General features: G+C 45.8%; 24 protein-coding genes. 12 read left to right on the top strand and 12 right to left on the bottom strand.

Annotated features, from left to right (window positions below; all coding sequences use genetic code 11):
• Positions 1–46 precede the first annotated feature (46 nt).
• The 5 genes from HF312_09735 to HF312_09715 all read left to right on the top strand — a co-directional run bounded on the left by HF312_09735 (position 47) and on the right by HF312_09715 (position 7,165).
• Positions 47–1,216, top strand: a complete 1,170-nt coding sequence (locus HF312_09735) for an acyl-CoA dehydrogenase (GenBank protein MCU7520482.1) — start codon at positions 47–49, stop codon at positions 1,214–1,216.
• A 57-nt stretch (positions 1,217–1,273) separates the two neighbouring features.
• Entirely contained in the window at positions 1,274–2,740 is a 1,467-nt protein-coding gene (gene guaB / locus HF312_09730) for an IMP dehydrogenase (GenBank protein MCU7520481.1), read from the top strand.
• A gap of 66 nt (positions 2,741–2,806) precedes the next feature.
• A complete protein-coding gene (locus HF312_09725) occupies positions 2,807–4,087 on the top strand; it encodes a glycosyltransferase family 4 protein (protein MCU7520480.1) in 1,281 nt (426 codons plus the stop codon).
• Positions 4,087–5,370 (top strand): phosphoribosylamine--glycine ligase, encoded by a 1,284-nt coding sequence (purD, locus tag HF312_09720; GenBank protein MCU7520479.1) that lies wholly within the window; start codon positions 4,087–4,089, stop codon positions 5,368–5,370. Before HF312_09725 ends, purD begins: the two co-directional genes overlap by 1 nt.
• Before the next feature lie 193 nt (positions 5,371–5,563).
• Positions 5,564–7,165 (top strand): hypothetical protein, encoded by a 1,602-nt coding sequence (locus HF312_09715; GenBank protein ID MCU7520478.1) that lies wholly within the window; start codon positions 5,564–5,566, stop codon positions 7,163–7,165.
• A 16-nt stretch (positions 7,166–7,181) separates the two neighbouring features.
• Here the strand turns inward: HF312_09715 and HF312_09710 are convergent, their stop codons facing one another.
• The 12 genes from HF312_09710 to HF312_09655 all read right to left on the bottom strand — a co-directional run bounded on the left by HF312_09710 (position 7,182) and on the right by HF312_09655 (position 19,592).
• Positions 7,182–8,546, bottom strand: coding sequence for a T9SS type A sorting domain-containing protein (locus HF312_09710; GenBank protein MCU7520477.1), 1,365 nt, complete (start codon positions 8,544–8,546; stop codon positions 7,182–7,184).
• 95 nt (positions 8,547–8,641) lie between these two features.
• A complete protein-coding gene (locus tag HF312_09705; GenBank protein MCU7520476.1) occupies positions 8,642–8,992 on the bottom strand; it encodes a histidine triad nucleotide-binding protein in 351 nt (116 codons plus the stop codon).
• Positions 8,992–10,350: a sigma-54-dependent Fis family transcriptional regulator gene (locus HF312_09700; GenBank protein MCU7520475.1), complete on the bottom strand. Its 1,359-nt coding sequence runs from the start codon at positions 10,348–10,350 to the stop codon at positions 8,992–8,994. Before HF312_09700 ends, HF312_09705 begins: the two co-directional genes overlap by 1 nt.
• Positions 10,347–11,000 (bottom strand): hypothetical protein, encoded by a 654-nt coding sequence (locus tag HF312_09695; GenBank protein MCU7520474.1) that lies wholly within the window; start codon positions 10,998–11,000, stop codon positions 10,347–10,349. Before HF312_09695 ends, HF312_09700 begins: the two co-directional genes overlap by 4 nt.
• 23 nt (positions 11,001–11,023) lie before the next feature.
• Complete coding sequence (locus HF312_09690) at positions 11,024–12,679, bottom strand: acyl-CoA carboxylase subunit beta (protein ID MCU7520473.1); 1,656 nt, start codon at positions 12,677–12,679, stop codon at positions 11,024–11,026.
• A gap of 54 nt (positions 12,680–12,733) precedes the next feature.
• Positions 12,734–13,897, bottom strand: coding sequence for an acyl-CoA dehydrogenase (locus tag HF312_09685; protein MCU7520472.1), 1,164 nt, complete (start codon positions 13,895–13,897; stop codon positions 12,734–12,736).
• Between the two features lie 175 nt (positions 13,898–14,072).
• Positions 14,073–15,044 carry a methylmalonyl Co-A mutase-associated GTPase MeaB gene (meaB, locus tag HF312_09680; protein ID MCU7520471.1) on the bottom strand — a complete coding sequence of 324 codons (972 nt, stop codon included), beginning with the start codon at positions 15,042–15,044 and terminating at the stop codon, positions 14,073–14,075.
• Between the two features lie 42 nt (positions 15,045–15,086).
• Positions 15,087–15,662, bottom strand: a complete 576-nt coding sequence (nadD, locus tag HF312_09675; protein MCU7520470.1) for a nicotinate (nicotinamide) nucleotide adenylyltransferase — start codon at positions 15,660–15,662, stop codon at positions 15,087–15,089.
• Positions 15,663–15,665: 3 nt separating this feature from the next.
• On the bottom strand, positions 15,666–16,361 hold the full coding sequence (locus tag HF312_09670) for a hypothetical protein (protein ID MCU7520469.1): 696 nt from the start codon (positions 16,359–16,361) through the stop codon (positions 15,666–15,668).
• A 72-nt stretch (positions 16,362–16,433) separates the two neighbouring features.
• Positions 16,434–17,384, bottom strand: a complete 951-nt coding sequence (locus HF312_09665) for a PrsW family intramembrane metalloprotease (protein ID MCU7520468.1) — start codon at positions 17,382–17,384, stop codon at positions 16,434–16,436.
• A 61-nt stretch (positions 17,385–17,445) separates the two neighbouring features.
• Positions 17,446–18,690, bottom strand: coding sequence for an ABC transporter permease (locus tag HF312_09660; GenBank protein ID MCU7520467.1), 1,245 nt, complete (start codon positions 18,688–18,690; stop codon positions 17,446–17,448).
• 14 nt (positions 18,691–18,704) lie between these two features.
• Complete coding sequence (locus HF312_09655) at positions 18,705–19,592, bottom strand: ATP-binding cassette domain-containing protein (GenBank protein ID MCU7520466.1); 888 nt, start codon at positions 19,590–19,592, stop codon at positions 18,705–18,707.
• A gap of 344 nt (positions 19,593–19,936) precedes the next feature.
• Here HF312_09655 and HF312_09650 point away from each other — a divergent pair, with 344 nt between their 5' ends.
• From HF312_09650 to fabG, 7 genes are all read left to right on the top strand, one after another.
• Positions 19,937–20,437 (top strand): DUF177 domain-containing protein, encoded by a 501-nt coding sequence (locus HF312_09650; protein ID MCU7520465.1) that lies wholly within the window; start codon positions 19,937–19,939, stop codon positions 20,435–20,437.
• 15 nt (positions 20,438–20,452) lie between these two features.
• The gene (gene rpmF / locus HF312_09645) at positions 20,453–20,632 is read left to right on the top strand and encodes a 50S ribosomal protein L32 (protein MCU7520464.1); all 180 of its coding nucleotides are present in this window, start codon (positions 20,453–20,455) and stop codon (positions 20,630–20,632) included.
• Positions 20,633–20,639: 7 nt separating this feature from the next.
• Positions 20,640–21,671 carry a phosphate acyltransferase PlsX gene (gene plsX / locus HF312_09640; GenBank protein MCU7520463.1) on the top strand — a complete coding sequence of 344 codons (1,032 nt, stop codon included), beginning with the start codon at positions 20,640–20,642 and terminating at the stop codon, positions 21,669–21,671.
• Positions 21,655–22,674 (top strand): ketoacyl-ACP synthase III, encoded by a 1,020-nt coding sequence (locus HF312_09635; GenBank protein ID MCU7520462.1) that lies wholly within the window; start codon positions 21,655–21,657, stop codon positions 22,672–22,674. The genes plsX and HF312_09635 overlap by 17 nt, the downstream gene beginning before the upstream one ends.
• Before the next feature lies 1 nt (position 22,675).
• Positions 22,676–23,590, top strand: coding sequence for an ACP S-malonyltransferase (fabD, locus tag HF312_09630; protein ID MCU7520461.1), 915 nt, complete (start codon positions 22,676–22,678; stop codon positions 23,588–23,590).
• A 1-nt stretch (position 23,591) separates the two neighbouring features.
• Entirely contained in the window at positions 23,592–24,215 is a 624-nt protein-coding gene (locus HF312_09625; protein ID MCU7520460.1) for a DUF3109 family protein, read from the top strand.
• A partial coding sequence (fabG, locus tag HF312_09620) for a 3-oxoacyl-[acyl-carrier-protein] reductase (protein ID MCU7520459.1) occupies positions 24,205–24,946 on the top strand: 742 nt, incomplete at its 3' end. The genes HF312_09625 and fabG, both read left to right, overlap by 11 nt.

Genomic DNA, 24,946 nt, shown 5'->3' with positions numbered 1-24,946 from the left:
ACGTCATTTAATAATTTTATATACTATTTAAAAATTTTTACTGCAAATGGAAAAATTTACCGGCGTTGACTATTTAAATATTGACAGTCTTTATAGTGAAGATGAACTGCTGGTCAGGGACACTGTACGGGAGTTCGTGTCCGGTGAAATAATTCCAGTAATTGAAGAATATAACCGCAAAGGTGAATTCCCGCGGCATCTCATCCCGAAAATGGCTGAACTGGGGCTATTCGGCTCCACACTTCCTCAAAGCTACGGCTGTGCCGAAATGAACAATGTGGCTTACGGCCTTGTAATGCAGGAGCTCGAAAGGGGCGACAGCGGCATAAGGAGCTTTGCATCGGTGCAGAGCGCTCTGGTAATGTATCCAATATTTACCTTTGGAAGCGAGGAGCAGAAATCGCATTGGCTTCCCAGACTTGCCAGCGCAGAGAAAATAGGATGTTTCGGCCTTACGGAGCCCGACTTCGGGTCTAACCCCGGCGGCATGGTAACCAAGGCTGAGAAAGCGGACGGGGGTTACATCTTAAACGGCGCCAAGATGTGGATTACAAACGGCACTATTGCCGACGTGGCAGTTGTCTGGGCCAAGTTAGACGGCGCTGTACATGGTTTTCTTGTTGAAAAAGGGAGCAAGGGCTTCAGCGCTCCTGAAATGAAGGGAAAGCACTCCCTTAGGGCATCAGTTACTTCGGAACTGATTTTCCAGGATGTTTTTGTTCCTGAGGAAATGAAGCTGCCGGATACAAAAGGGCTCAAAAGTGCTTTAATGTGCTTAAACCAGGCCCGCTATGGAATTGCCTGGGGCGTTGTTGGGGCTATGATGGCATGCTACACTGCGGCACTTGATTATGCAAAGTCGAGAGTTCAGTTCAGCAAACCTATTGCAGCCTACCAGATGACGCAGGAAAAGCTGGTTTATATGCTGAGTGAAATTACAAAAGCGCAGCTCTTAAATTACCGTCTGGGGCGCATGAAAGACGAAGGCACGTTAAAACACACACATGTTTCACTTGCCAAGAGAAACAACTGCGAAAAGGCGCTTGAAATTGCGCGCATCTCGAGAGAAATCCTCGGGGCCAACGGCATACTGGATGAGTATCCCGTTATGAGGCATTCTGCAAACCTGGAGTCTGTAAAGACTTACGAGGGAACGCACGAGATGCATACGCTAATTGTGGGGGAAGACATAACCGGGTTACCGGCTTTTGAATAAATAAACTGCAGGTGTCCGCTTGTTTAGGCGGATTTTTTTTATAAAATTGAGGACTATATGAATACAAATAAAGTTATTAATGATGGTTTAACTTTTGATGATATATTACTTATTCCCGCCCAATCATCTGTATTGCCAAGGGAGGTTGATTTAACTGCAAAGCTTACGCCAGAGATAACGCTGAATATACCTTTTCTTTCAGCCGCAATGGATACGGTTACGGAATCTAAAATGGCAATTGCCATGGCCGTACAGGGGGGCATAGGTTTTATACACAAGAACATGACCATTGAACGCCAGGCCGAGGAAATTGACCTCGTTAAGCGCTCAGAAAGCGGAATGATCTTAAAGCCTATTACGCTGGATTCGGAAAAGACTGTTGACGATGCCCTTACGCTCATGAATAAATACCATATCTCAGGTATTCCGATTGTGGACAATGCAGGAAGGCTGATTGGAATTCTGACCAACCGCGACCTCAGGTTCGAGCCCAACGTCAACCTTAAGGTAAGGGACGTAATGACAAAGGAAAACCTTATTACCGCACCGGTTGGGACCGACCTTACAAAAGCCGAAAGAATCCTCCAGCAGTATAAGATTGAAAAGCTTCCGATCGTGGATAAAGACGGTCTCTTAAAGGGGCTCATTACATTCAAGGATATTCAGAAAAAGAAAAAGTATCCTCTTGCCTGCAAGGATGAGCACGGACGCCTTAGAGTCGGCGGCGCCGTAGGCGTAACGCACGACACGATTGAAAGAACAGAGGCTCTCCTCAAGGCCGGAGCCGACGTGGTTGTTGTAGACACAGCGCACGGCCATTCGATAGGAGTTATCAAGACTATAAAAGAGCTGAGAAAAAAATTCAAAGATGCACAGTTTATTGCCGGCAATATCATATCGGCTGAAGCCGCACACGACCTGATTGAAGCAGGCGTCAACGCTGTCAAAGTCGGAATAGGTGCCGGATCCATCTGCACCACGCGCGTAATTGCAGGCGTAGGCGTACCGCAGATTTCGGCCGTTATGAATGTTTTCAAAGAGACCGGGAAAAGGGGAATTCCGCTTATTGCCGACGGCGGCATTAAGCAGACCGGCGACGTTCCAAAGGCTATTGCCGCAGGAGCGGATACAGTTATGATAGGCGGCATGTTTGCCGGGGTTGATGAAACTCCGGGCGATACGGTTTTGTTTGAAGGAAGAAGCTTCAAAGTTTACAGGGGGATGGGTTCACTTGGAGCTATGAAAAAGGGGAGCAGCGACCGTTACTTCCAGGATATGGAAGAGGACATAAAGAAGCTGGTGCCCGAGGGTGTTGAAGGCAGGGTACCTTTCAAGGGACCTCTTTCAGAAACCATTTATCAGTTTATCGGGGGGCTTAGGGCCGCAATGGGCTACTGCGGTACAAAGAATATTGAAGAGATGAAGGAAAAAGCCCAGTTTATGAAGATGTCACTTGCGGGCCTGAGAGAAAGCCATCCCCACGACGTTATAATTACAGATGAAGCTCCGAATTATCATTCATGATCAATGTGACAATGCAAGGATTATTATAAAAGGGCAGGCTTTCAAAAACAGAATTTACAGGTGAAAATGTTCAAAGTACTCGTTATTGCATATTATTTCCCTCCCATGGGCTTAAGCGGTGTCCAGAGGACTCTTAAGTTCGTAAAGTACATGAAAAAGTACAACTGGGAGCCTACAGTTCTTACAACCGGAAGTACCGGTTACTTCGCCCACGACATGTCGCTTATGAAAGAGTGCGAGAATGCCGGAATAAGGGTGGTGCGTACCGAAGGGCTGGATCCCTATTCGATGCTTTCAAAGCGCAGGACCATGAAACTGCCTCCGGAATGGTTAAGAAAGTTCTTAAGCCGTGTGAGCAAGACTTTTTTTATACCCGACAACAAGATCTTCTGGTCGAAGAAAGCCTACACGGTTGCAAAAGAACTCCTGGAAAAAGAAAAGTTCGACATCATTTTTGTTACAATCCCTCCTTTCTCGGCCTTCAGCATGGCATCGCGTCTGAGCAAGGAATTTGACATATCACTTTTTGTGGACTACAGGGATCTCTGGACAGGGAACCAGTTCGAGTTCAATCTGACGCCCATTCACAAGTATATTCATAAGAAGATGGAATACAAGGCGCTTAAGATTGCAGATAAGGTAATTGCGGTAAACAGGAAGGTAAAGGAAAAGCTCCTTAATACTTTTCCTTTCCTCACCTTTGAGGACGTAATCATTCTGCCTCACGGCTATGACGAAGAGGACTTCCTGGACGTAAAGCCGGTTCCAAAGGAAAATACCAAACTTCGCCTTACGCACGCGGGCATATTCTATGAATATATAACGCCCAAATACCTCCTGAAGGCTTTTAAGGAGCTTTCAAAGGAAAGGCCAGACATTGCACAGAATATTGAACTCGTTTTCTTAGGGCACCTGAGGAAGGAAAATGTAAACCTTATAAACAAGCTGGGGCTTCAGCAGTACGTTAAAAACCTGGGGTACCTGGATCACAGGGAAACGATTAGAAGAATTGTTTCAAGCGATGTTCTCTGGCTTATGGTCGGCAAAAAGAACAGTGCAGACGCCCATACGCCGGGAAAACTCTTTGAGTATTTCGGGACGCGCAAGCCCGTTCTGGCATGCCTGCCTGAAGGCGCGGCAAAGATGGCGGCCCAGGAATACGGCGCTGCCTTTATAACTGAACCGGATAACATTGAGCAGATAAAGCAGGCATTGCTCAGGATACATACCCTTTATAGAGCCGGGCAGCTTCCCAAACCGAATGAAGATTTCATACAGAAGCACAGGCGCGAGCTGTTTACAGAACAGCTGACTAAAAGTTTTCAATTTTACTTAAGAGCGTTATAATGAATGTTGTTGTCATAGGCTCCGGAGGCAGGGAGCATGCACTTGCCTATAAAATTAAGGAAAGCAAAGAACTTGGCCGTTTATATATAATTCCGGGAAATCCCGGTACAGAGGCCCTGGGAGAAAACGTTCCGCTTAGTGCCTCCTCGCAGGATGAAATACTGCAGTTCTGTAAGGCAAACAGTATTGACCTGGTGGTTGTGGGAGCTGAAGTGCCTCTTATTGAAGGGCTTGCCGACAAGTTACGGAAAGAGGGCGTTAAGGTTTTCGGTCCCGACAGCAGGGCTGCTGAAATTGAAGGGGATAAGGCATTTGCCAAGAACTTCATGAAGAAGTATTCTATTCCGACCGCAGATTTTGTTGTCTTCGATAAAAAAGACTATGAGGACGCCAAAGGCTACCTGGGCAAAGCAAAATTTCCTGTAGTTGTTAAAGCCTGCGGGCTTGCAGCCGGAAAGGGGGTTTTAATCTGCAATAGCCCTGAGGAAGCCGAAACGGCGCTGAAAGAATGCTTTGAAACGAGCTCTTTCGGTTCTGCCGGCGACAGGATTGTAATTGAAGAATTCATGACCGGGCAGGAAGCTTCGGTTTTTGCCATAACCGACGGGGAGAATTTCCTCTGCCTTCCAGCGGCACAGGACCATAAAAGGATCGGGGACAACGATACCGGCAAAAACACCGGCGGCATGGGTGCATATGCGCCTGCGCCTGTTGTAACGCCTGAGATTCAGAAGGAAGTTGAAACAAAAATTGTTGAACCCGTCTTAAAAGGGATGCAAAAAGAAGGGCGCACTTTCTCAGGGTGTCTTTACTGCGGGCTTATGCTGACAAGTGAGGGCCCAAAGGTTGTAGAGTTTAACTGCCGCTTTGGTGACCCTGAAACACAGGCCGTGCTTCCTGTACTTGAAGGCGATTTCTTAAGACTCCTTTATTCATCCGCAGCAGGTGAACTGGATAAAAATGCCGTAAAGTACTCGGGCGGTGCTGCCGTATGCGTAATTGCAGCATCAAAGGGATACCCTGAAGGCTTCCAGAAGGGTTTTGAAATCTCGGGGCTTTCCTACAAGGAAGATGGAGTTATTATTTTCCATGCCGGGACTAAAAAAGACGGCGGTAAAATTGTAACAAACGGCGGCAGGGTCTTAGGCGTAACGGCAGTGCTGGAGAAAAATGATCTTCAGGCATGCAAGGAAAAAGCTTATAAGGCGCTTAAGAATATCCGTTTTGACAATATCTACTACAGGACGGATATTTCAGATAGGGGGATTAAGCAGAAGGCTTAAGGCCCCAAAATAAAACATGTTTTTAAGAGGGACAAAGGGCTCCAGGAGAGTTTTCATTGTCCCTTTTTTTATTTCTTCACGGCACATCGGAAATTAAAACACCTCCGGGAACCCGCCAAATATAGAAATTTATTCAGATTCTGTTTAAGTTTGACTCCGGCACAAAATTGAAATTTTTTTCGAGATATTGAAAATGAAATTACGTTTAATAGAATCAGCTTTTCTCCTCCTTTTTATTTTCTCGTCAGCGGCTTTTGCGCAGTCTGCCTTAAATGTAAAAGACAGCCTTGGCAATTCACTGCTCTTTATAAGGAGTGACGGGAACATCGGCCTTGGGTCCATGAATCCGCTTGTAAGGCTTCAGGTGATGGGGGATGTCCGGTCTTCAGTTTTGTCGGGCCGGGGTTCAAGGCTTCTTTTTGCAGACGACAGGGGTACCATTTTTGCCCGCGGAACGCTCCCAAAGCCGGGCTGGTCGCTTACAGGGAATCTCGGCATTAATCCCGACAGCAATTTCATTGGGACTCTGGATGAAAGAGCGCTCATCTTCAGGACCGGGGGGAATGCTCATGAAAATGAGAGGATGAGGATTCTGCCTGAAGGGGGTATTACTGTAAACTCAGCGGGCTTCAGGGCCGGGGATCTTTTTGCCGTTTACGGCAGGGGTTATTCGGGTGCAATTAACACAACCGAAGGCATGGCAGACTATCCTGTTAACGGCTACAGCACGGGAGGTTTTTCAGGCGTTTACGGCGAAAATACGGATAACGGCGACGGGGTGCTGGGCGTTAATACCTCGTCAGGCGCCGGGGTGTTCGGGCAGAACACGTCAGTGGGTTCAGGCCTGAAGGGTGCCTCACTTAAGGGTTTCGGCGCTGCAGGTTTAACCGGAAGCCGGGGTGCAGCGGGTGTGATGGGCCGGAATAAGGATTCCCTGGGAACAGGCATAATAGCCTTGGGAAGCGGCCTTAATACCGCACTTCTCATTGAAGGAGGCTCGGGCATAAGCTCAGCCGGAAAGTCCATTGGGTTATTTTCTACGGCAACAGATTCCATCTCGGGGACAGGCATTTTGGCTGGCGGAAACAGCCTGGACACTCTTACCATGCCATTAAAGGGCGCCGGTGTTACCGGAAACGGCAGGTATTTCGGCGTTACAGGCTTTGCCCACAGTGATACCTCAAAAAAGGAGAAGTGGGGGGGATATTTTGAAGCTTCCGGCGCGCCGGACTCATATGCCTTTACAGGCGGCAGTTTCGGGAAAACAGGTTACGGAATACTTTCTTCAGGGACAAATGCCGTTATGGTTAAAGACGGAAAGGGGGAGCATAGGGTAATGTTTAATCCGGCCAGTCCTGAAGTTGTGCTTGAAGACTACGGGACGGGGCAGCTTGAAAGGGGATTTTCGCACGTCAGCCTTGACTCTTTATTCTCAAGAGCGATAACGGTTGATGATGTAAACCCGGTTAAAGTCTTTGTGCAGGTGGAAGGCGACTGCAACGGGGTATTTGTAACTAACAAGACAAAAGAGGGATTTGACGTCAGGGAGTTAAAAGGCGGAAGAAGCCACGTTTACTTTTCCTGGCACGTAGTTGCAACGAGGGGAAATTCAATTAGTCCGGATGGAAAAGTGGAGGATTTTTCGAGCCTCCGTTTCCCGAAGGGGCCGGGGAAGCCTGAAGTAAAGGTATTGAAGACATCCATAACCGGGGCAGGCAGCGAGCAGGTTTTGGATAAAAATAAAAAGCACCCTTCAGAATACAAAAAGCAGGGCGGAAAGAAGAAAAGAAAATAACAAGTTCCCATCCGGGCTACTTCAGCAAGAGCATCTTTTTTATCTGTGTGAAGTTTCCTGCCGAAAGCTTGTAGATGTAGGTCCCGCTGGCCAGGTTCGAGGCGTCAAAGTTAAATGTGTAGTGCCCGGCTGACTTGAATTCATTTACAGGCTGCGAAATTAACTGTCCCTGAATGTTAAAAATTGAGAGCGTAACCTGTGCGTCTTCAGGAATTGTGTAATTAATTGCCGTCATGCTGTTAAAAGGGTTGGGATAATTCTGCCCCAGGTCCCCCAGGACCGGGCGTTTGATTTCAACGGTTAAAGGATCGCTGTACTTCAGCGTGCCGTCTGTTCCGATCATCTTAAGCCTGTAGGCATAAAAGCCGGGATTTAATCCGTTATCGATAAAGGAATATTCCTGCTGTGAATTGCAGTATCCGAAGGCGTCAACCTCGCCGACTTTCTGCCAATTGAAGCTGCGGGAAGACTCGCTAAAAAGCGCCGAGCGTTCAATGTCGAAAGATTTGCTGTTGATTTCCGTTTGCGTTTCCCAAAGGAGCGTAACGTGGCTGCTTGTTGCGGCAAACGTAAAGCCTGAGAGGTCAACCGGAAGCGGGGGCACTTTGCCAGCGGACCAGTCGGCTGAAAAATTTGTAACGCCTGCAATGCTGATTGAATGTTTCTTCAGGTCAATCTTGCTTTCGGGGAAATTCCATTTTCCCGTAAACACGCCGAGATTATATTCTTCCTCATCTCCTACGACGTCGTGAGGCTGGTACTGGAAGGTCAAATCCACCTTTGAGATCCCATCTGAATCAATTGTCCAGTACCTTTTAAGGTTCATCTTCCCGATTGCATTAGGGTGTGTGCCCTGGAATTCCTTGACTGTAATGCTGCCTGAACCTTCCTGTGCCTTTATAGTTACAGGGGCATAGCCTCCAGCCTCAGTTCCAAGTTCAAAAGTTTTAGAGGCGGAATTTGAGAACCCCTTTTTAAGCGTTCCGATCACATAGCCGTTTGAGCGCAAAAGTTTTGAATTCGGCGCAAGAGCAAGCGTGTAAAAGCCCGTGTTGATCCTGGAAGAGTTTAAGGAAAGATTTCCCGTAAGTAAGAGGTCCCCCTTTAGTGTGATGAGTTCCGCCTTGTTGTTAATTTCCAGGTTATGGAACTGCGCATCCGAGGGGTCTGAGATTGTCTGCGGGGCAGTGCCTGAAAGCGTTACCGTGCTGCGGCCGGGGATAAAAGTGCCCTTATTGATCCAGTTTCCGCTTACTTCAATGTCGATTTTATTCTGGACTTCCAGCGAACAGCCGGAGGAGATTTCAATACTGCCCTGGGCAAAAGTATACTTTGAAGTGATACCAAATAGAAAAATCAGAGTAATTAAATATTTTCTCATCGCTAGACAAATATTCAAGTAAAAATCCGGGATATTAAACGTCAACTGGACAAAAATATTTAATTATGACGATATATGCAAAACAAAGCCCCGGATCAGCCCGGAGGCCAGTGCATTTTGCGGCCGCCCAAGAGGTGCAGGTGCAGGTGGTGGACATCCTGTCCGCTGTCTGGTCCGGAGTTAATAACCACGCGAAAGCCGTTTTCAGAGATGCCTTCGGCTCTTGCAATTTCATTTACGGCGTCAAAGAGTTTGCCTAAGAGTTCTGCGTGCTCACTACCTTTGATCTGCGTGGTATTTTCAATTACCCCTGTTTTGGGAATGACCAGAATGTGAACGGGAGCCTGAGGATTAATATCCCTGAATGCAAGTACATCATCGTTTTCATAGACGATTTTTGCGGGGATTTCCTTACGGATTATTTTCGAAAAAATAGTCTCGGCCATTATTCTCTCCCTTTTTCTATGTCGTACTTTTTCATTTTTGCGTAAAGGTGGCTTCTTTGAATATCGAGCAGTTCAGCCGTCTTGCTGATATTCCAGTCGTTTGCCTCCAGCTGCCTTAATATGAAAGCGCGTTCGGCTTTTTCCTTGAAGTCCTGGAAGGAATTATTAATATTCATTATGTCATCCATGCCTGAAGGGGAGGGAGGGACTATCTTAAAGACGTCCTTATCGTTAATTTCCTTCTGCGGCATCATGATAATAATTCTTTCAACTATATTTCTTAACTCGCGTACGTTGCCCGTCCACTCAAAGCTCTGCAGGGCCTTAATTGCGGCTTGTGTAAACTTAACGGGCGGTATTTTATATTTATTTGAGATCTCACTTGCAAAGTGTTCAACCAGGAGCGGAATGTCCTCAACCCTGTCCTTAAGCGGGGGGACGATAATAGGTATAACGTTCAGGCGGTGAAAAAGGTCCTCCCTGAAATTCCCTTTTTCAATTTCCTCCTTCAGGTTTTTATTTGTTGCGGAGATTATCCTAACGTCGACGTCAATTTTCCTGTTTCCGCCCACGCGTTCAATCTTCCCGTCCTCAATTGCCCTTAGGACCTTAGCCTGAGCCTGCAGGCTCATATCCCCGATTTCGTCCAGGAAAAGGGTGCCTTTATTTGCAAGTTCAAACTTTCCAATTCTCTGCTGGAAGGCTCCGGTAAAAGAGCCCTTTTCATGGCCGAAGAGTTCACTTTCTATCAGTTCATTAGGTATAGCGGCGCAGTTGACCTCAACAAAGTTCAGAGAGGCGCGCTGGCTCTGGCGGTGAATTTCGCGGGCGACCAGTTCCTTGCCGGTGCCGTTTCCGCCTGTAATTAAAACTCTTACGTCCGTCTGTGCCACTCTTGAAATAACCTGCAGCACATTTTGTATGGCAGGGCTTCTGCCAATAATAACGCTGCTTTCGTTTAATGTTTTCTTAAGCTCCTTATTTTCCTTGACCAGTTTAACCTGGCTTAAGGCGTTGCGTATGCTTAAGAGGAGTTTATCGCGGTCAATAGGCTTTTCAAGAAAGTCGAAGGCCCCGAGCTTGGTTGCCTTTACGGCGTTCTCCAGGCTGCTGAAAGCAGAAATTACAATTACATTTATGTCAAGGTTTAGTTCTTTCAGTTTATTGAGGACTTCAAAGCCGTTCATATCGGGCATCTGTATGTCCAGCAGGGCGACGTCAAAGTTTCCCGAGGTCAGTTTTTCCACGCCTTTAATGGCTTCGGTGGAGTAGTCTACCTCGTAGTCCTCGTACTCGAGGATCATTTTAATGCTTTCGCAAATTTCCTTTTCGTCATCAATCACTAAGACAGAGTTCATAGATTATATCTGAAATATATTAAAGGATACGTTAGAAGGACTTCAGAAGGAAGCACCTCTTTGTTATTTTTAAGAGTCTTGCCGAAGATTTCCCCCAGCTCATCAGCTGCCAGATCTCTGGGGTCAGCGGAGGACTGGATATAGAATTTTTCTTCGAATTCTTCTACAAAAATGCCAATTATTTTTGTAAAATCAAAGATTCCGGAACCATAGGCAAGATAAGCACTTCCGAAAAAATGAGCCAGCTTGTCCCTGTCGCCTCCATCTTCCTCTGGCGAGTTATAGAAAAGCTCACGCGGAAGGTTATGGTTCTTGAGGCGGAAGATGCTGTCTCCCGGGGCATAGAAAGGGACGTTTATATGAAGTTTAATTAAAGGCAGCACAACAGGCACATATTTGTACGGCACGGTTGCAAAAGTAAGTGAAAGCAGTGCCCTGGACATGTCGCCCTCGTAGAGCCTGAGGGCGTGATGGTATAATGTATCTGTCAGCTCCAGGCTTCCGGCCCTTTTCTGCAGGCTTTGGAAATAGTCTGATGCAATAAACTTTGAGAGTGAATCCACTGTTCCTCCGAGCCTTGTTACCTGGCAGTGGAGTCTTCCGGGCGAAAGCATGAGGGCCAAAATTGGCACCGGTAAAAGTTTAAGCATATGTAAAAAGCGTTTCAGCATTACTAGGTTTGTATTACACCCGGGTTAAATTCTGGAATTTCATTGTTATTATTTGCCACTTCAATTGCCATTGCAATATAGTCTCTTGTTTCAACAGGGTCAATAACCTCATCTACCCAGAGCCGGGCCGCGGCATATGAAGGAATGCTTTTCTCCTCGTAAGAGCTTTCGATCTCCCTGAGGAGTTTTTCAGATTCCTCCCTCGTGATCTTTTTACCTTCCTTTTCCAGCTGTTTCATTCTGATTCCAAGGAGCGTATTACTGGCCGTCTGGCCTCCCATTACGGCAATCCTGGCATTCGGATATGCAAATATAAACCTTGGATCGTATGCTTTTCCACACATTGCGTAATTTCCTGCTCCAAAACTGTTACCGATAATGATTGTAATTTTAGGCACCACGGAATTGGCAACGGCATTAACCATTTTGGCCCCGTCCTTAATAATGCCCCCGTGTTCGGCGCGGCTTCCTACCATAAAGCCTGTTACGTCCTGCAGGAAGACGAGCGGGATCCTCCTCTGGTTGCAGTTCATGATAAAGCGCGCAGCCTTATCGGCGCTGTCGGAATAGATTACGCCTCCGATCTGCATTTCACCTTTTTCTGTTTTAATGATATTTCTCTGGTTGGCCACAATGCCTACGGCCCAGCCGTCAATTCTGGCGTAGGCTGTAATAACAGACTTGCCGTAGCCCGCCTTATATTCATCAATTTCCGAATTATCTACAATGCGGGCAATTATCTCGTACATATTATACGTCTTCAGAGGGTCTTCGGGCAGGATGCCGTAGATTTCCTTAGGGCTGAACCTGGGGGGTGCGGATTCCAATCTGTTAAAGCCTGCACGGGGCATTTCGCCGAACTTCCCGGCAAGGCTTCTTATCTGTTCCAGGCACTCGGTGTCGCTTTTCATAACGTAGTCCGTAACACCTGAAACGTTCGACTGAACAAGAGCGCCTCCAAGGTGTTCGTTGTCTATATCCTCTCCAATAGCCGCCTTAACAAGGTGAGAGCCTGCAAGGAATACGGAGCCTTCGCCTTCTACAATGAGAGCCTCATCGCTCATTATAGGAAGGTAGGCGCCTCCTGCAACGCACGGGCCCATAATGGCCGCTATCTGCGGGATGCCCATGGAAGACATTCTGGCGTTATTCCTGAATATGCGCCCAAAGTGTTCCTTATCGGGGAATATATCCTCCTGGAGGGGGAGGAATACCCCGGCGCTGTCGACCAGGTAGACAATAGGCAGGCGGTTATCCATGCTGATTTCCTGTGCCCTCAGGTTTTTCTTGGCTGTTATAGGGAACCAGGCTCCTGCTTTAACTGTAGCGTCGTTTGCCACAATCATAAAGTATTTGCCGTTTATTCTGCCCAGTCCCATAACGGTACCGGCGCTCGGGGCACCGCCATACTCTTCATACATGCCGTGGGCGGTAAGTGTTCCTATTTCAAAGAACCTGGTGCCCTTGTCAATGAGTGAAGTAATTCTTTCTCTTGCGGTAAGTTTTCCTTTGGCTTTGTGGGCTTCAACTGCTTTTTTCCCGCCCCCTAGTTTTGCTTTATCTTTTTCGGCATTAAGTTTTCTTACGAGGTTTTTGTAATGATCGTCCCTTTTCAAGAATGATTCATCACTAGCTGCAGGATTGCCTATTTTTTTCATTATAGCCTTTCTTTCTTTTCTTAAACCCGGGTTAAACTAAGAATTTTACAAAGTTTACTCTTGCAGAAAACTTTTTGCTATAAGCATTCGCTGAACCTCGGAGGTGCCTTCGCCTATTGTTAAAAGCTTGACATCCCTGTAAAGCTTTTCCACGGGATAATCCTTAACAAAGCCGTAGCCCCCAAGGATCTGCACCGCCTCGTTTGCCGCGCGTGTTGCAATTTCGCTTGCAAATAGTTTGGCCATTGAGGCTTCGCGGGAAATCTTTTCCCCTTTGTCCTTCTTTACCGCCGCGCGGTAGGTCAGGAGCCTTGCCGAGGCGATGTCTGTTGCCATCTCGGCAAGCTTGAACTGTATGGCCTGAAATTCAGACAGGTGTTTCCCGAACTGCTTTCTCTGCTTTGAATAGCCGAGTGCCGCCTCAAGGCAGCCTTCTGCAAGCCCGAGGCTTAAGGCTGCAATTGAGATCCTTCCGCCTTCAAGTATTTTGAGTGCCTGAATGAGGCCTTCGCCTTCTTCACCTATAAGGTTTTCTTTGGGTACCCGGCAGTTATCGAACAATAGCTGTGTGGTTTCGCTTGCACGCATGCCGAGCTTGTTTTCTTTCTTTCCGACAGAAAACCCTTCAAAGCCCTTTTCCAGAATAAAAGCCGATATCCCTTTTTTCCCCTTTGACTTATCAGTTACAGCCATTACAACGGCAGTTTTGCCCACGCCGCCGTTGGTAATAAAATTCTTTGTCCCGTCAAGGACGTAAAATCCGTCTTCTTTCCGTGCCGTAGTCTGCATTCCTGCGGCATCGCTTCCCGAGGCGGGTTCTGTAAGCCCCCAGGCACCGAGCTTTCTGCCCTGTGCAAGTTCGGGCAGGTATTTTTCCTTCTGTTCTTTATTCGCGAATAGATTAATGTGATTGGTGCAGAGCCCGTTATGTGCCGCAACGGAAAGTGCAATTGAAGGATCGATTCTTGCAATTTCCTCTACAACGATTGCGTATTCAATATACCCCAGGCCCGCACCCCCGTCTTCCTCGGGGACGAGAATGCCGAGGAAGCCCATTTCACCCAGCTCGTCAAAGATTTCTTTTGCGTGTTCCTGGCTTTCATCGTACTTCATTACAACAGGCTTTATGTTATTTTCGGCAAACTGCCGTATCGTGTCTCGTATGGCAAGTTGCTCTTCGGTTAGTTCAAAGGTAAAAGGAGTGTTGTTTCCGGCCATAAAATAGTTTTCCTCTATTTTTTGTTGGTTTATCCTTTGTGAGCAGTTTTCAGCTAAAGGTGTGATTTATATAAAATATAAATAAGCAGGTGATAAAACAAATACAGGCAAGAGGCGAGGGTGATTGCACGTGTGCCCGGGATTTTGAAGTCCCGGGCTATAAGAAAAAAAAAATCTATTCAAATTCGTTTTTGTAGTGTTCTATTATGTCTTCGGCCAGGTGGTAGGGGGATATGCGTCCCAGTACAACCTTTTCAAGAGAGTTGTTGAGCGAGGATTCCCTTTCTTTTGTCCAGATTTCGGAGCGGATCTGGCTTTCGACGATCTCCTTGATCCTGATCTTTGAATTCAGTTCTCTTTTCCTCTGGAATGAGCCGTCATTTACAAGGTGGTCCTTATGGGCTTCAATTTCGCGGGCAATGTCCTCAATGCCTGAGTTTTCAGTTGCAACCGATTTAACGATCCTGGGAAGCCATGTGGTTTCATCGTGGCTTTTCATCATGAGCATTGTCTGGAGTGCGATTATAGCGCTGTCGGCACCGGGGCGGTCGCTTTTATTCATGACAAAGAGGTCTGCAATTTCCATAAGTCCTGCCTTCATTGCCTGTATGGAGTCACCCGATTCCGGCACAAGCACGACGAGCGTGGTGTCCGCAGTTCTGGCGATATCAAGTTCAGACTGGCCCACGCCGACGGTTTCAAAAAGTATAATGTCGTAGCCTGCAGCATCCAGCACGTCGGCGGCATCGGTTGTAGTCTTGCTCAGGCCGCCGAGACTTCCGCGGGTTGCCATGCTTCTTATGAAGACCCCCTCGTCGCTTCCAATTTCGCTCATGCGCACGCGGTCGCCCAGAAGAGCGCCTCCTGTAAACGGGCTCGTGGGATCAACTGCAATAACGGCAACGGTCTTGCCCTGGTTCCTGTAGAATTTTGTGAGCTGGTTTGTAAGAGTGCTTTTGCCTGCTCCCGGAGGCCCGGTAATACCTATTCTGTAGGCCCTTCCTGTTTTGGAGTATATAGATTTCAGGAGCTCTTTGGCTCGGGAGTTACCGTGTTCCACAATTGAGATTGAGCGTGAAACCGTTCTTTTATCTCCCTTAAGCAGTTTATCTATGAATGAATTATCCGAGAAAGAATTTTCTGACATACTGATGAAAAAGTTTTTCGTTTGATGAATTAGTTAAAAAGACTATTTGTAGAGATTGTACCTGAAAATATATTCTTTTATCTCCTTAGGTACAAGAAAATCGATTGGCAAATTTTGCCTTACCCTCTGGCGTATATTTGTGGCCTTGATGTCTATAAAAGGAGTTTTTACGAATTCCGCAGCCTCGTAATAGCGGTCTATTGGGATCTCCCTCGGACTGGACTCTCGTTCCATTACAACCAGCTGTGCAATTTTAATGAGCTCATCGGGTTCCTTCCAGGTATAGAATTTTTCCAGGTTGTCCATCCCTATTATGAGCTCCATTTCGGGGTAATCTTTTTTCAGCTCTCTTAAGGTGTCAATTGTATATGAGACGCCTCCGCGTTCAACTTCAATGGGGGAGCATGTGAAGTAGGGGACATCCTTAATTGCGAGGTTAACCATGTTAAGCCTGTGCAGGCCTGAAGAGTTACCGCCATCGGTCTTATGAGGGGATATGTAGCACGGGATAAAGATAATCCTCTCCAGATTCCTGATTTCCATCAGGGCCTGTGCCGTTATAAGGTGCCCGTGGTGTATAGGGTCAAATGTGCCTCCCAGGATTCCGACTTTTTTCAATTTCTACAGAAGCTCCTTATACTCAATAAAAAGATAAGTGAACTTCTCATGGATTTCGTAGCTGCAGAATTCTATGCTCTCGCGTGTGGAAAGAACCTTGTAGAGTTTCCTGAAGTCATCCAGATTTTCAACTGTATTAAAGCCTTCAACGATAAAAAGGAAGTTATCCAGGCGGTTAACGTAGTGCAGAAAGTCGTCATACTTCAGAAAGCAGGAGGTAAGCCCGTCGAACATCCTGTCCTCGAAATAATTCATCCCTATAAGAGCGACCCTCTGGCAGGAGGTCCTTCCTATAAGGAAGTTTCGGTCCTCGTGATTTAAGAGGTTAAAATAACTATCTATTTTCTGTGGTGTTATGCCGATAGTATGCGAAAAGAGAATGAGTATATTGGTTGAATCCTGGTTAATTTTACGGGAGATATATCCTGTAATATTTCCCCAGCCTTCAGAGCAATTGATGAACTGTTTTTTAATCCCTTCGTCGTTAAATTCCTCCGGCAGGCACTCGCGGTCCTTTTCATCGAGGAAATAGACAATTTCATATCCATTACCGGATTTTGAAAGCATATCCTTATAGTTAAGGTAAAGTGTCGACTGCAGCAGGGCTGAATCGCCCGGCGTCAGGTTCTCAAAGGGCTGAACTTCCGCCGCGTTAAAGACAGGGCCGGAAGGGACGATGAAAATGTAACATTTGGGCATAAGAAGTAAATTAAAAATTAAAAATAAAAATTAAAAAAGCAGAGAACAAAGACAGTTAAAATTAACCGGAAGCTAATTAAACTGCGAATTAAGGAGCAAATTGCGGATATGACTCCTGTAGAGTTCAACTTCCGCGGCATAAAATTCCTTTTCTTTGCCTGAAGTCTGCCTGAACTGCATTTTTCTAAATGCAAGCCTTATCAGGGCCTTAACGTAATCCTTTCTGATAGCCTCATCAATCCAGCCTTTTGCATACCTGTCCTTTGAAGCAACTATCATCAAATGGTCTTCCGGGACCAGATTTGACCTCACCTCTTCATCAAGCTCTTTAAGTATTATTCTCCTTTCGTTATATATTGACACCAGAAACACTGTTATAAAGGCTGTAACTGCAAACATAATAAATAAAACACCTAATAATAAAGTAATTCTGAAGCTGACGGTAAAATTCCATATAAAATGGACTGTTACAGCTATAAAAAAGCCCATCATTGGGGCAAAAACTTTAGTCCATGACTTCCCGAATTTGGCAATAGCCAGGAATGAGCCGAGCGAAGCAGTTGAGACACAGTGCATAACGGCTGAAAATGAGGTGCGGACAAAGACTAAAAGGAGCCACGACTCGAGGCTGCTGCCATAAGTAATAAAATAAAGAAAGTTCTCTGTCATGCCAAATCCCAGTCCGATTGCGCCTCCATAGACGAGGCCGTCGGTAATGTTGTCGAAAACACGGCTGCGCGCAAGAATTATCAAAAAAAGGCCTTTTGTGGATTCTTCTATCACCGGGGCAAAAACAAGGGGTCCCAGGAGCCTGTCGGCGTTTGAGCTTCTGAAGATAAGGTGAGCCCCTTCGCTTAAGATCCAGCTTGCCAGTGAAGCCAGTACAATGGCTCCTGCTGCCCCCCAGATAAAACTGGCTAAGACATACTTAAACGGCTCACGTTCATACTTATCCAGGCGCCAGAGTACAAGCATGTACAAAATCATGGGGATGGCGGCTGCAAGAGCAGAAATAAAGATCATATCTGTCCCTTTTTCAATTATCCTTTTCCAGCCCGGAGCCTGAAAGCCTGCAAGGCCGGAATTACTTTTCTTTTATCCAAATCAGAAGCTCTTTTAGTGATGGACGCTTTCCGTAGGAGAGAATTCCTATCCTGAAGATCCTCGAAGTAATTATTATTGTAAGATAAATCGAAAATATAAGAATAAGAGTACTAAGAATTATCTCCCAGACCGGGGGCGTCATTACTTTAATCCTTAAAAGCATTATTGGCGGCGAGGTAAAGGGAATAAGCGACAGTATCCTGACCAGAAGTATGTCGGGCGACTGAATGACTTTTAAGGAAATGACCAGGGGCAGTATTAAGACTATGCTGAGGTATCCTGTAAAGTGCTGCGCTTCCTGCTCGGTTGTAACCACGGAGCCGACGCCGACAAAAATAGCCGTATAAAAAAGATATCCCAGCACAAAATAGAGCATTGAGAGCCCAATGTCGTTAAAGATCTCAAGCGGTATATAATTGCCGCCTAAAAGGGCAAGGGCAATTACGGCCCAGACAAATATCTGGAAAAGCCCCAGCATTCCAAGACCCAGAATTTTGCCCGTCAGTAGTTCATCGGGTGTGCAGCTGGAAAGGAGTATTTCCATTATCCTGTTGGACTTTTCCTCCACGACGCTCCTTATTAAAAGTCCGCCCGAGAACATTATCATCATAAAAAGGAGCATTAGGAAAATTACAGAAGAGAAATATATCATCTCAGGGCTTGTCTGACGCCCGTTTGAGGAGTGGTCAATTTTTTCTGCTTTAAGCTGCACGTTAGTCATCAGGCGGCTGATTACAGATGGATCAAACCCGTGGCTCAAGAGCCTTTTTGAGGTGTAGACGTTGTTGAATATCTTCTCAAAGCGCGGCAGGTCATTAAAGTTTCCGAAGTTCCTGTTCCGGTAACTTACACTTACGCTGTCGCCATCATTGGCTTCAACCATTATATAGCCGTCCACATTTCCTTCTGTGACAAGCTTATCGGCAAACTGCCTCATCTCCTCAGGGGATTTGCCCTGGTAATAAAGATTAATTACAATGTAGTTCGGCTGTCCGTCCGGAAACTTAAAGTCATTCAGCTGCCTTATGATCCCTTTGGAGTACTGGCCCGTAAGATCCAGCACGCCGATGGGGCGGGTGGAATCCTCCCTGGTATCAACCAGCATTGAAGGTACGATGCTGATTGCAATAATTATAAGGGGGAAGACGATCATGAATACAAGAAATGCCCTTGTCTTAATCTTTTCCATAAACTCGAAGAGGGCAATTTTCATTATTTTTTTCATTTTATACCAGGGCTTTAGCTTTTAATAGATTGAAGGAATATCTTGTTAAGTGTCGGCTCGACCTCAGAAAAGTGTGTTACCCTGACTTTATCTACTGCACACCTTAAGAATTCATAAGGTGTGGTGCTGCCTGTCAGTTTTACTTCGGCTGAATTTCCGTTTTCTTGTATAATTTCGATCATGGGTATTGCCTTAAGGGCCGAAGCCCCGCCCAGGAACTCAATTCTGTAAAGGCCGCTTCCGAAGTTCCGTTTTATATCGCTAAGAGATCCGCTTAAGACCTCGCGCCCTTTATTAATAAGGAATATGCCCGAGCACAGGTTTTCAGCCACCTCCATCTGGTGCGTGGAAAGAAGTATGAGCTTTTCTTTTCCGACCAGTTCCGAGAGTATATCCTTTACCATCTGCTGGTTTATAGGGTCGAAGCCCGAGAAAGGCTCGTCGAGAATTAAAACCTCGGGGTCGTGAATAACAGCCGTAATGAACTGGATTTTCTGCTGGTTGCCCTTTGAGAGCTCCTCAATCCTGCGCGCTGAATATTCTTCAATATCCATGCGCCTCAGCCACGATAAAGCTTCCCGGAGGGCTTTAGGCTTTGGCATTCCCTTAAGTTCACCAAAGTAGCGAAGGACGTCTATAACCCTGCTTTTTTTGTAAAGGCCCCTTTCTTCCGGCAGGTAGCCTACGATGTTCTGGAAGCTGTAGTCTGTTTTTTTTCCTCTGAAGAGAACCTCTCCGCTGGTTGGTTTTATAATATTGAGTATCATCCTGATGGTAGTTGTTTTGCCGGCACCGTTGGGACCTAAAAGTCCGAAAATCCTGCCCGGGGTAACTTCAAAGGAAATATTATTAACTGCCAGAACATTAAGAAATTCTTTGGTAAGATTTTGAACTTTTAGCATATTATAAATGTAATTAATAGACAATTATTTGAGACCGGTATTACCTAACTGCCGTTAGTCCCGCCAAAAATGGGCCAGTATCCAGGGCAAAGAGTGAGCGGGGGAGTACCAGGGAAATATTAACTTCTCAATTTAATTAAATTTAACTAAACAAAAAAAATGACTTTATATTTAACATACAATTTTTGATTTTATATACAAAATTTGATTTTATGTCCTAAATACGTATTTTACTGAACTGGCCGTGGACATTGTTCATTTATTTGATAAATCATAAGCAAAAAGTTGACTATAAAGTATAAGATAATTATATTTTGATGCTTTTTTTTAAAGTTATGAAACCTATGATAATAAAATACACGAACTATACAGACGGCATACACGATTTAGAGTTTAATGAAGACGTCAAGACGCTGGGCTTAAAAGAGCCTCTGATTGGAAATGTGAACCTGAAAGTCAGAATGGATAAGTCGCACAGTCAGATAGTGCTCAGCTGCACGATGGCTGTAAATGCAAGGTTTGACTGTGACAGGTGCGGTGAGGAACTTACTAGTGAACTTAAGAGTGATTTCAGGCTGGTATACCTCTTCGGGCAGGATCCTGGTGAAAGTGAAGCTGTAAATCTGTATTACCTTTCTCCGGATGAGGACAAGATCGATCTGAGGCCGGATGTGGTTGAATATTCGGTACTTTCTGTACCGATGAAAAAGCTTTGCAAAGAAGATTGCAGAGGGCTGTGCCCGCATTGCGGGGTGAACCTGAATAATGAGACCTGCAATTGCACGAAGGAAAATATAAATCCCGTTTGGGCACCCTTGCTTAAACTGAAGAATAATTCAAAATAAAACATGGAATAAAAAATGCCAAATCCAAAACGTAAATGGTCCAAAAGCAGAAGAGATAAAAGAAGAACCCATTACAAAGCCGAAGCTCCGACTTTGGGTACCTGCAGCAACTGCGGGGAAATGAAGTTGAACCACAGAGCTTGCCCTAACTGCGGATATTACGCAGGACGTTCAATGTTTGTACCTAAGGGCTAATCCTTTCATGGCACAACCCGATGAAAATGCTCATTGTAGAATCGTAGTGGATGCGATGGGGGGCGATTTCGCTCCCCATAATGCCGTCTTAGGCGCTATCCAGGCAGCAAATGAAGATCCATCCATAGAACTTTTTCTGGTCGGTAGAGAAAAAGAAATCCTGGAAGTTATTTCAGGAAACAATCTAAGTTTTGACACCTCGCATATAATACATGCCGATGAGGTCATTACTATGTCCGATCATCCGACTGATGTAATTAAAACCAAGAGAAATTCCTCGATTACTCTGGGAGCCAGAATGGTCAGGGAGAAAAAGGCCGATGCCTTTGTCTCCGCAGGCAACACAGGCGCCATGCTCGTTGCCTCGACGCTCATGATGGGAAAGCTCCCCGGAGTTGAAAGGCCCACCATTGGTACTTTCATGCCCTCGGAAGATGGTGTTGTTACTATTTTTGACGCCGGGGCCAGCGTTGACTCCAAGCCCAGGCACCTGCTGGACTACGCCATTATGGGATCCATATTCGTAAGAGAAATGCACAACATTAAAAATCCCAAGGTTGGGATCTTAAGCGTTGGAGAGGAGGACACAAAGGGGAATGAGGTGTCCTTATGTGCTCTCGAACTCATAAGAAAAACAAATCTGAATGTTGTGGGGAATATTGAGGGGCGGGATATCTTAAAAGGCAAGGTGAACGTTGTCGTTTGCGACGGTTTTGTAGGCAATATAATACTGAAATTTGCCGAAAGCTTTGTCGGCCTTTTGAAAAGTAAAATCAAACTTTTTGCAGATAAAGGACTCTTAAACAAGATCAGAGTACTCCTTATGAAGGGCACCCTGAAAAATGTGATGAAACAGTTCGACTACCAGACCTACGGCGGGGTTCCTCTTCTTGGCGTAAACGGAATCAGTATAATCGGGCATGGTTCCAGTACTGTACTGGCTATTAAGAACATGGTTCTCAGGGCCAAAGAAATGCACGATAAAAAACTAACACAAAAAATTGAAGAGTCATTAAAAGATTATGCAAATATCTCCTAACGGAAAAAACAGAAAATTTAACGCCGTTATTACAGGCGTAGGAATGTATGTTCCTGAAAAAGTACTTGATAACAAGTATTTTGAATCCATAGTTGATACGAATGACGAATGGATTATGACAAGAACCGGCATAAAAGAACGCAGAATGCTGGAAAACGGGGCAACGAGCACTCTGGCAACAGAGGCCATTAAGGACCTTCTCAGGTCAAAGAACATGTCGCCGGAAGAAATTGACGTTATTATTGTTGCTACGGTAACTCCTGACATGTTTTTCCCTGCAACTGCATGCCTGGTTCAGGATAATATCGGAGCCAAGAACGCCTGGGGTTTTGACATCTCGGCCGCCTGCTCAAGTTTTCTTTTTGCACTTAAAGTAGGCTCGGGCTTAATTGAAAGCGGGGCTTATAAGAAAGTTGTAGTTGTGGGAGCCGACAAGATGAGCGCCATAACAGACTACACAGACAGAAACACCTGTATTCTTTTTGGCGATGCAGGAAGCGCAGTTTTACTGGAGCCCACAGAAGACCACACCTACGGATTCCAGGATTCAATCCTGCACGTGGACGGTTCAGGCCGCAACTCGCTTTACATGAAAGGCGGCGGAAGCTTAAATCCTCCATCGCATGAAACAGTTGATAAAAAAATGCATTATATTTACCAGGATGGCAAGGCCGTCTTTAAGGTGGCTGTTGTCGGAATGGCAGACGTCTCATACGAAATCATGCAGAAGAACAATCTCTGCAGTGAAGACGTGGCTTATCTGGTGCCGCACCAGGCAAACCTCAGGATTATTGATGCCACGGCAAACAGAATGGGGATTTCAAGAGACAAGGTTATGATAAATATTCATAAATACGGCAATACAACTTCGGCTACAATTCCTTTGTGTCTGACAGAGTATTACCGTGAAGGCAAGCTTAAGAAGGGTGACAACCTGGTTCTTGCAGCCTTCGGAGCCGGTTTTACCTGGGGTTCAATTTACTTAAAATGGAGCATGGACTAAAATGGGTAAAAGAGCTTTTGTATTTCCCGGACAGGGTGCCCAGTATGTCGGTATGGCAAAGGACCTCTATGAAAACTCGCCTGAGGCAAAGGAAATGATCCTTATGGCTGACGAGGCTGTTGGTCTAAAGCTCTCGCACATACTTTTTGAGGGGCCCGAAGAGGCATTAAAGCAGACTGAAAACACGCAGCCTGCAATATTCCTGCACAGTGTAGTCTTAACAAGCCTTTTAAGGAATTTCCAGGCCGACATGACAGCAGGGCATTCCTTAGGGGAGTATTCAGCCCTTGTTGCTGCAGGCGCAATCCAGTTTTATGACGCCGTAAAGTTAGTAAGGACGAGGGGATGCGCAATGCAGAAGGCCGGAACAATGAACCCCGGCACTATGGCCGCAGTAATTGGAATGGCCCCGGAAAAGCTTGAGGAGGTCTGCCAGAAGGCTTTAGAGGCAGGAATTGTTCAGTGCGCCAATTTTAACTCACCCGGCCAGATCGTTATCTCCGGTTCAGTTACAGGTGTAAGGAAAGCAATGGAGTTTGCCAAAGCATCGGGCGCCAAGCTGGTTAAGGAGCTGGTTGTTTCAGGAGCATTTCACTCTCCTTTAATGCAGCCTGCTACGGATGAGCTGAAGGAAAAGCTCGATTCAACTCCGGTCTACGACGCCAAAATTCCGGTTTATGCCAACGTTACGGCAAAGCCGGAGACAAAAAAAGAAGAGATTAAGGAACTGCTCTTAAAGCAGTTAAATGCACCGGTTCGCTGGGAAGAGACAGTTGTAAACATGATCAGTGACGGCTGCGATGAATTCATAGAGATTGGGCCTGGAAAGGTTCTCCAGGGGCTTATTAAAAGAATAAATCCCGATGTAAAGTGTTCCGGAATCGACAAATTTTCCGATCTTGAAAGGTATCTCTGAAATGACTGAAAAACCGATGCGTGTAATTAAGGGATTAAAAATTGATCCCGTCATATTTACTCAGAAGTTTGTACCTGGATGCAACATCCACAACTGTTCGGGTGAATGCTGTTACTACGGTGTTTATGCCGAAAGTACTGAGTTTGAAGTAATAATGGGTATGAAGGAAAGGATCATCCAGTCTATGGATGACTCACAGACAAAAGACTACACGCAGTGGTTTGAAGAGCCGAATGAGGACCCTGATTTCAAGTCGGGTATTGCCGTAGGAACCGAGGTTTACAACGGGAAATGCGTATTTTTGGACAAGCAGGGCTTCTGTACGCTTCAAAAAATAGCGTATGAAAATGGTGAAAATAAGTGGAAATATAAACCTCTTTATTGTATATTGTTCCCGCTTGTTATTTCCGATGGTGTATTTTCCATTGACGACGGTCACCTGGACCGCATGCATTTCTGCAACCGCGGGGAGAATCAGACCTCAACGGTTTTTGAGGAGTGCAAAGAAGAGATCACGCATGTCTTTGGTCCCGACGGCTTTAAGGAGCTGGAAGAGTACAGGGAAGAATATCTTAACGAGTTAAACAAAGTAAAAAAATTAATAAAGGAAAGCATTGAATCTTAAAGGTAAAAGAGCAATTGTAACCGGCGGTACACGCGGTATCGGAAAGGCAATAGTAACTGAGCTGGCCAAAGAGGGCTGCAGCGTGGTTTTTACCTACCAGAATTCAGAAGAGGCTGCCAGGCAGATTGAATGCGAGGCATCCAAAGACGGTGTAAAAGTATTGGGCTTTAAGGCTGATGCAGCAAATTTTGCGGAAGCTGAAAAGACCGTGCAGTTTGCCGTTGAATCCTTAGGCGGCCTGGACATACTGGTTAACAATGCAGGCATTACGCGCGACGGGCTTTTGATGAGGATGAGCGAAGGTGATTTTGATGCTGTAATCAGTGCTAACCTTAAGAGTGTATTTAACTATACAAAAGCTGCTGTAAAGCCTATGATGGCGCAGCGTTACGGTAAGATTGTAAACATTTCGTCTGTAGTTGCTTTAATAGGCAACCCAGGACAGGCAAATTACGTGGCTGCAAAGGCAGGCGTAATAGGGCTTACAAAGTCGAGTGCAAAGGAATTTTCTTCAAGAAATATAAATGTTAATGCTGTTGCTCCGGGTTTTATTGCTACGGATATGACTGCAAAGCTGAATGATAAGCAGAAGGAAGCAATTCTTACTGGTGTGGCCATTAAAAGAGAAGGGCGCCCCGAAGAGGTTGCAAAGGCGGTATGTTTCTTATGCAGTGCCGATGCTGATTATATAACAGGACAGGTAATTTCCGTTGACGGCGGAATGGCAATGT

It is taken from the genome of Ignavibacteria bacterium, from assembly GCA_025612375.1.
In the GTDB taxonomy this organism is placed as follows: domain Bacteria; phylum Bacteroidota; class Ignavibacteria; order Ignavibacteriales; family SURF-24; genus JAAXKN01.
This window is presented reverse-complemented; position numbering and strand designations above follow the sequence as displayed.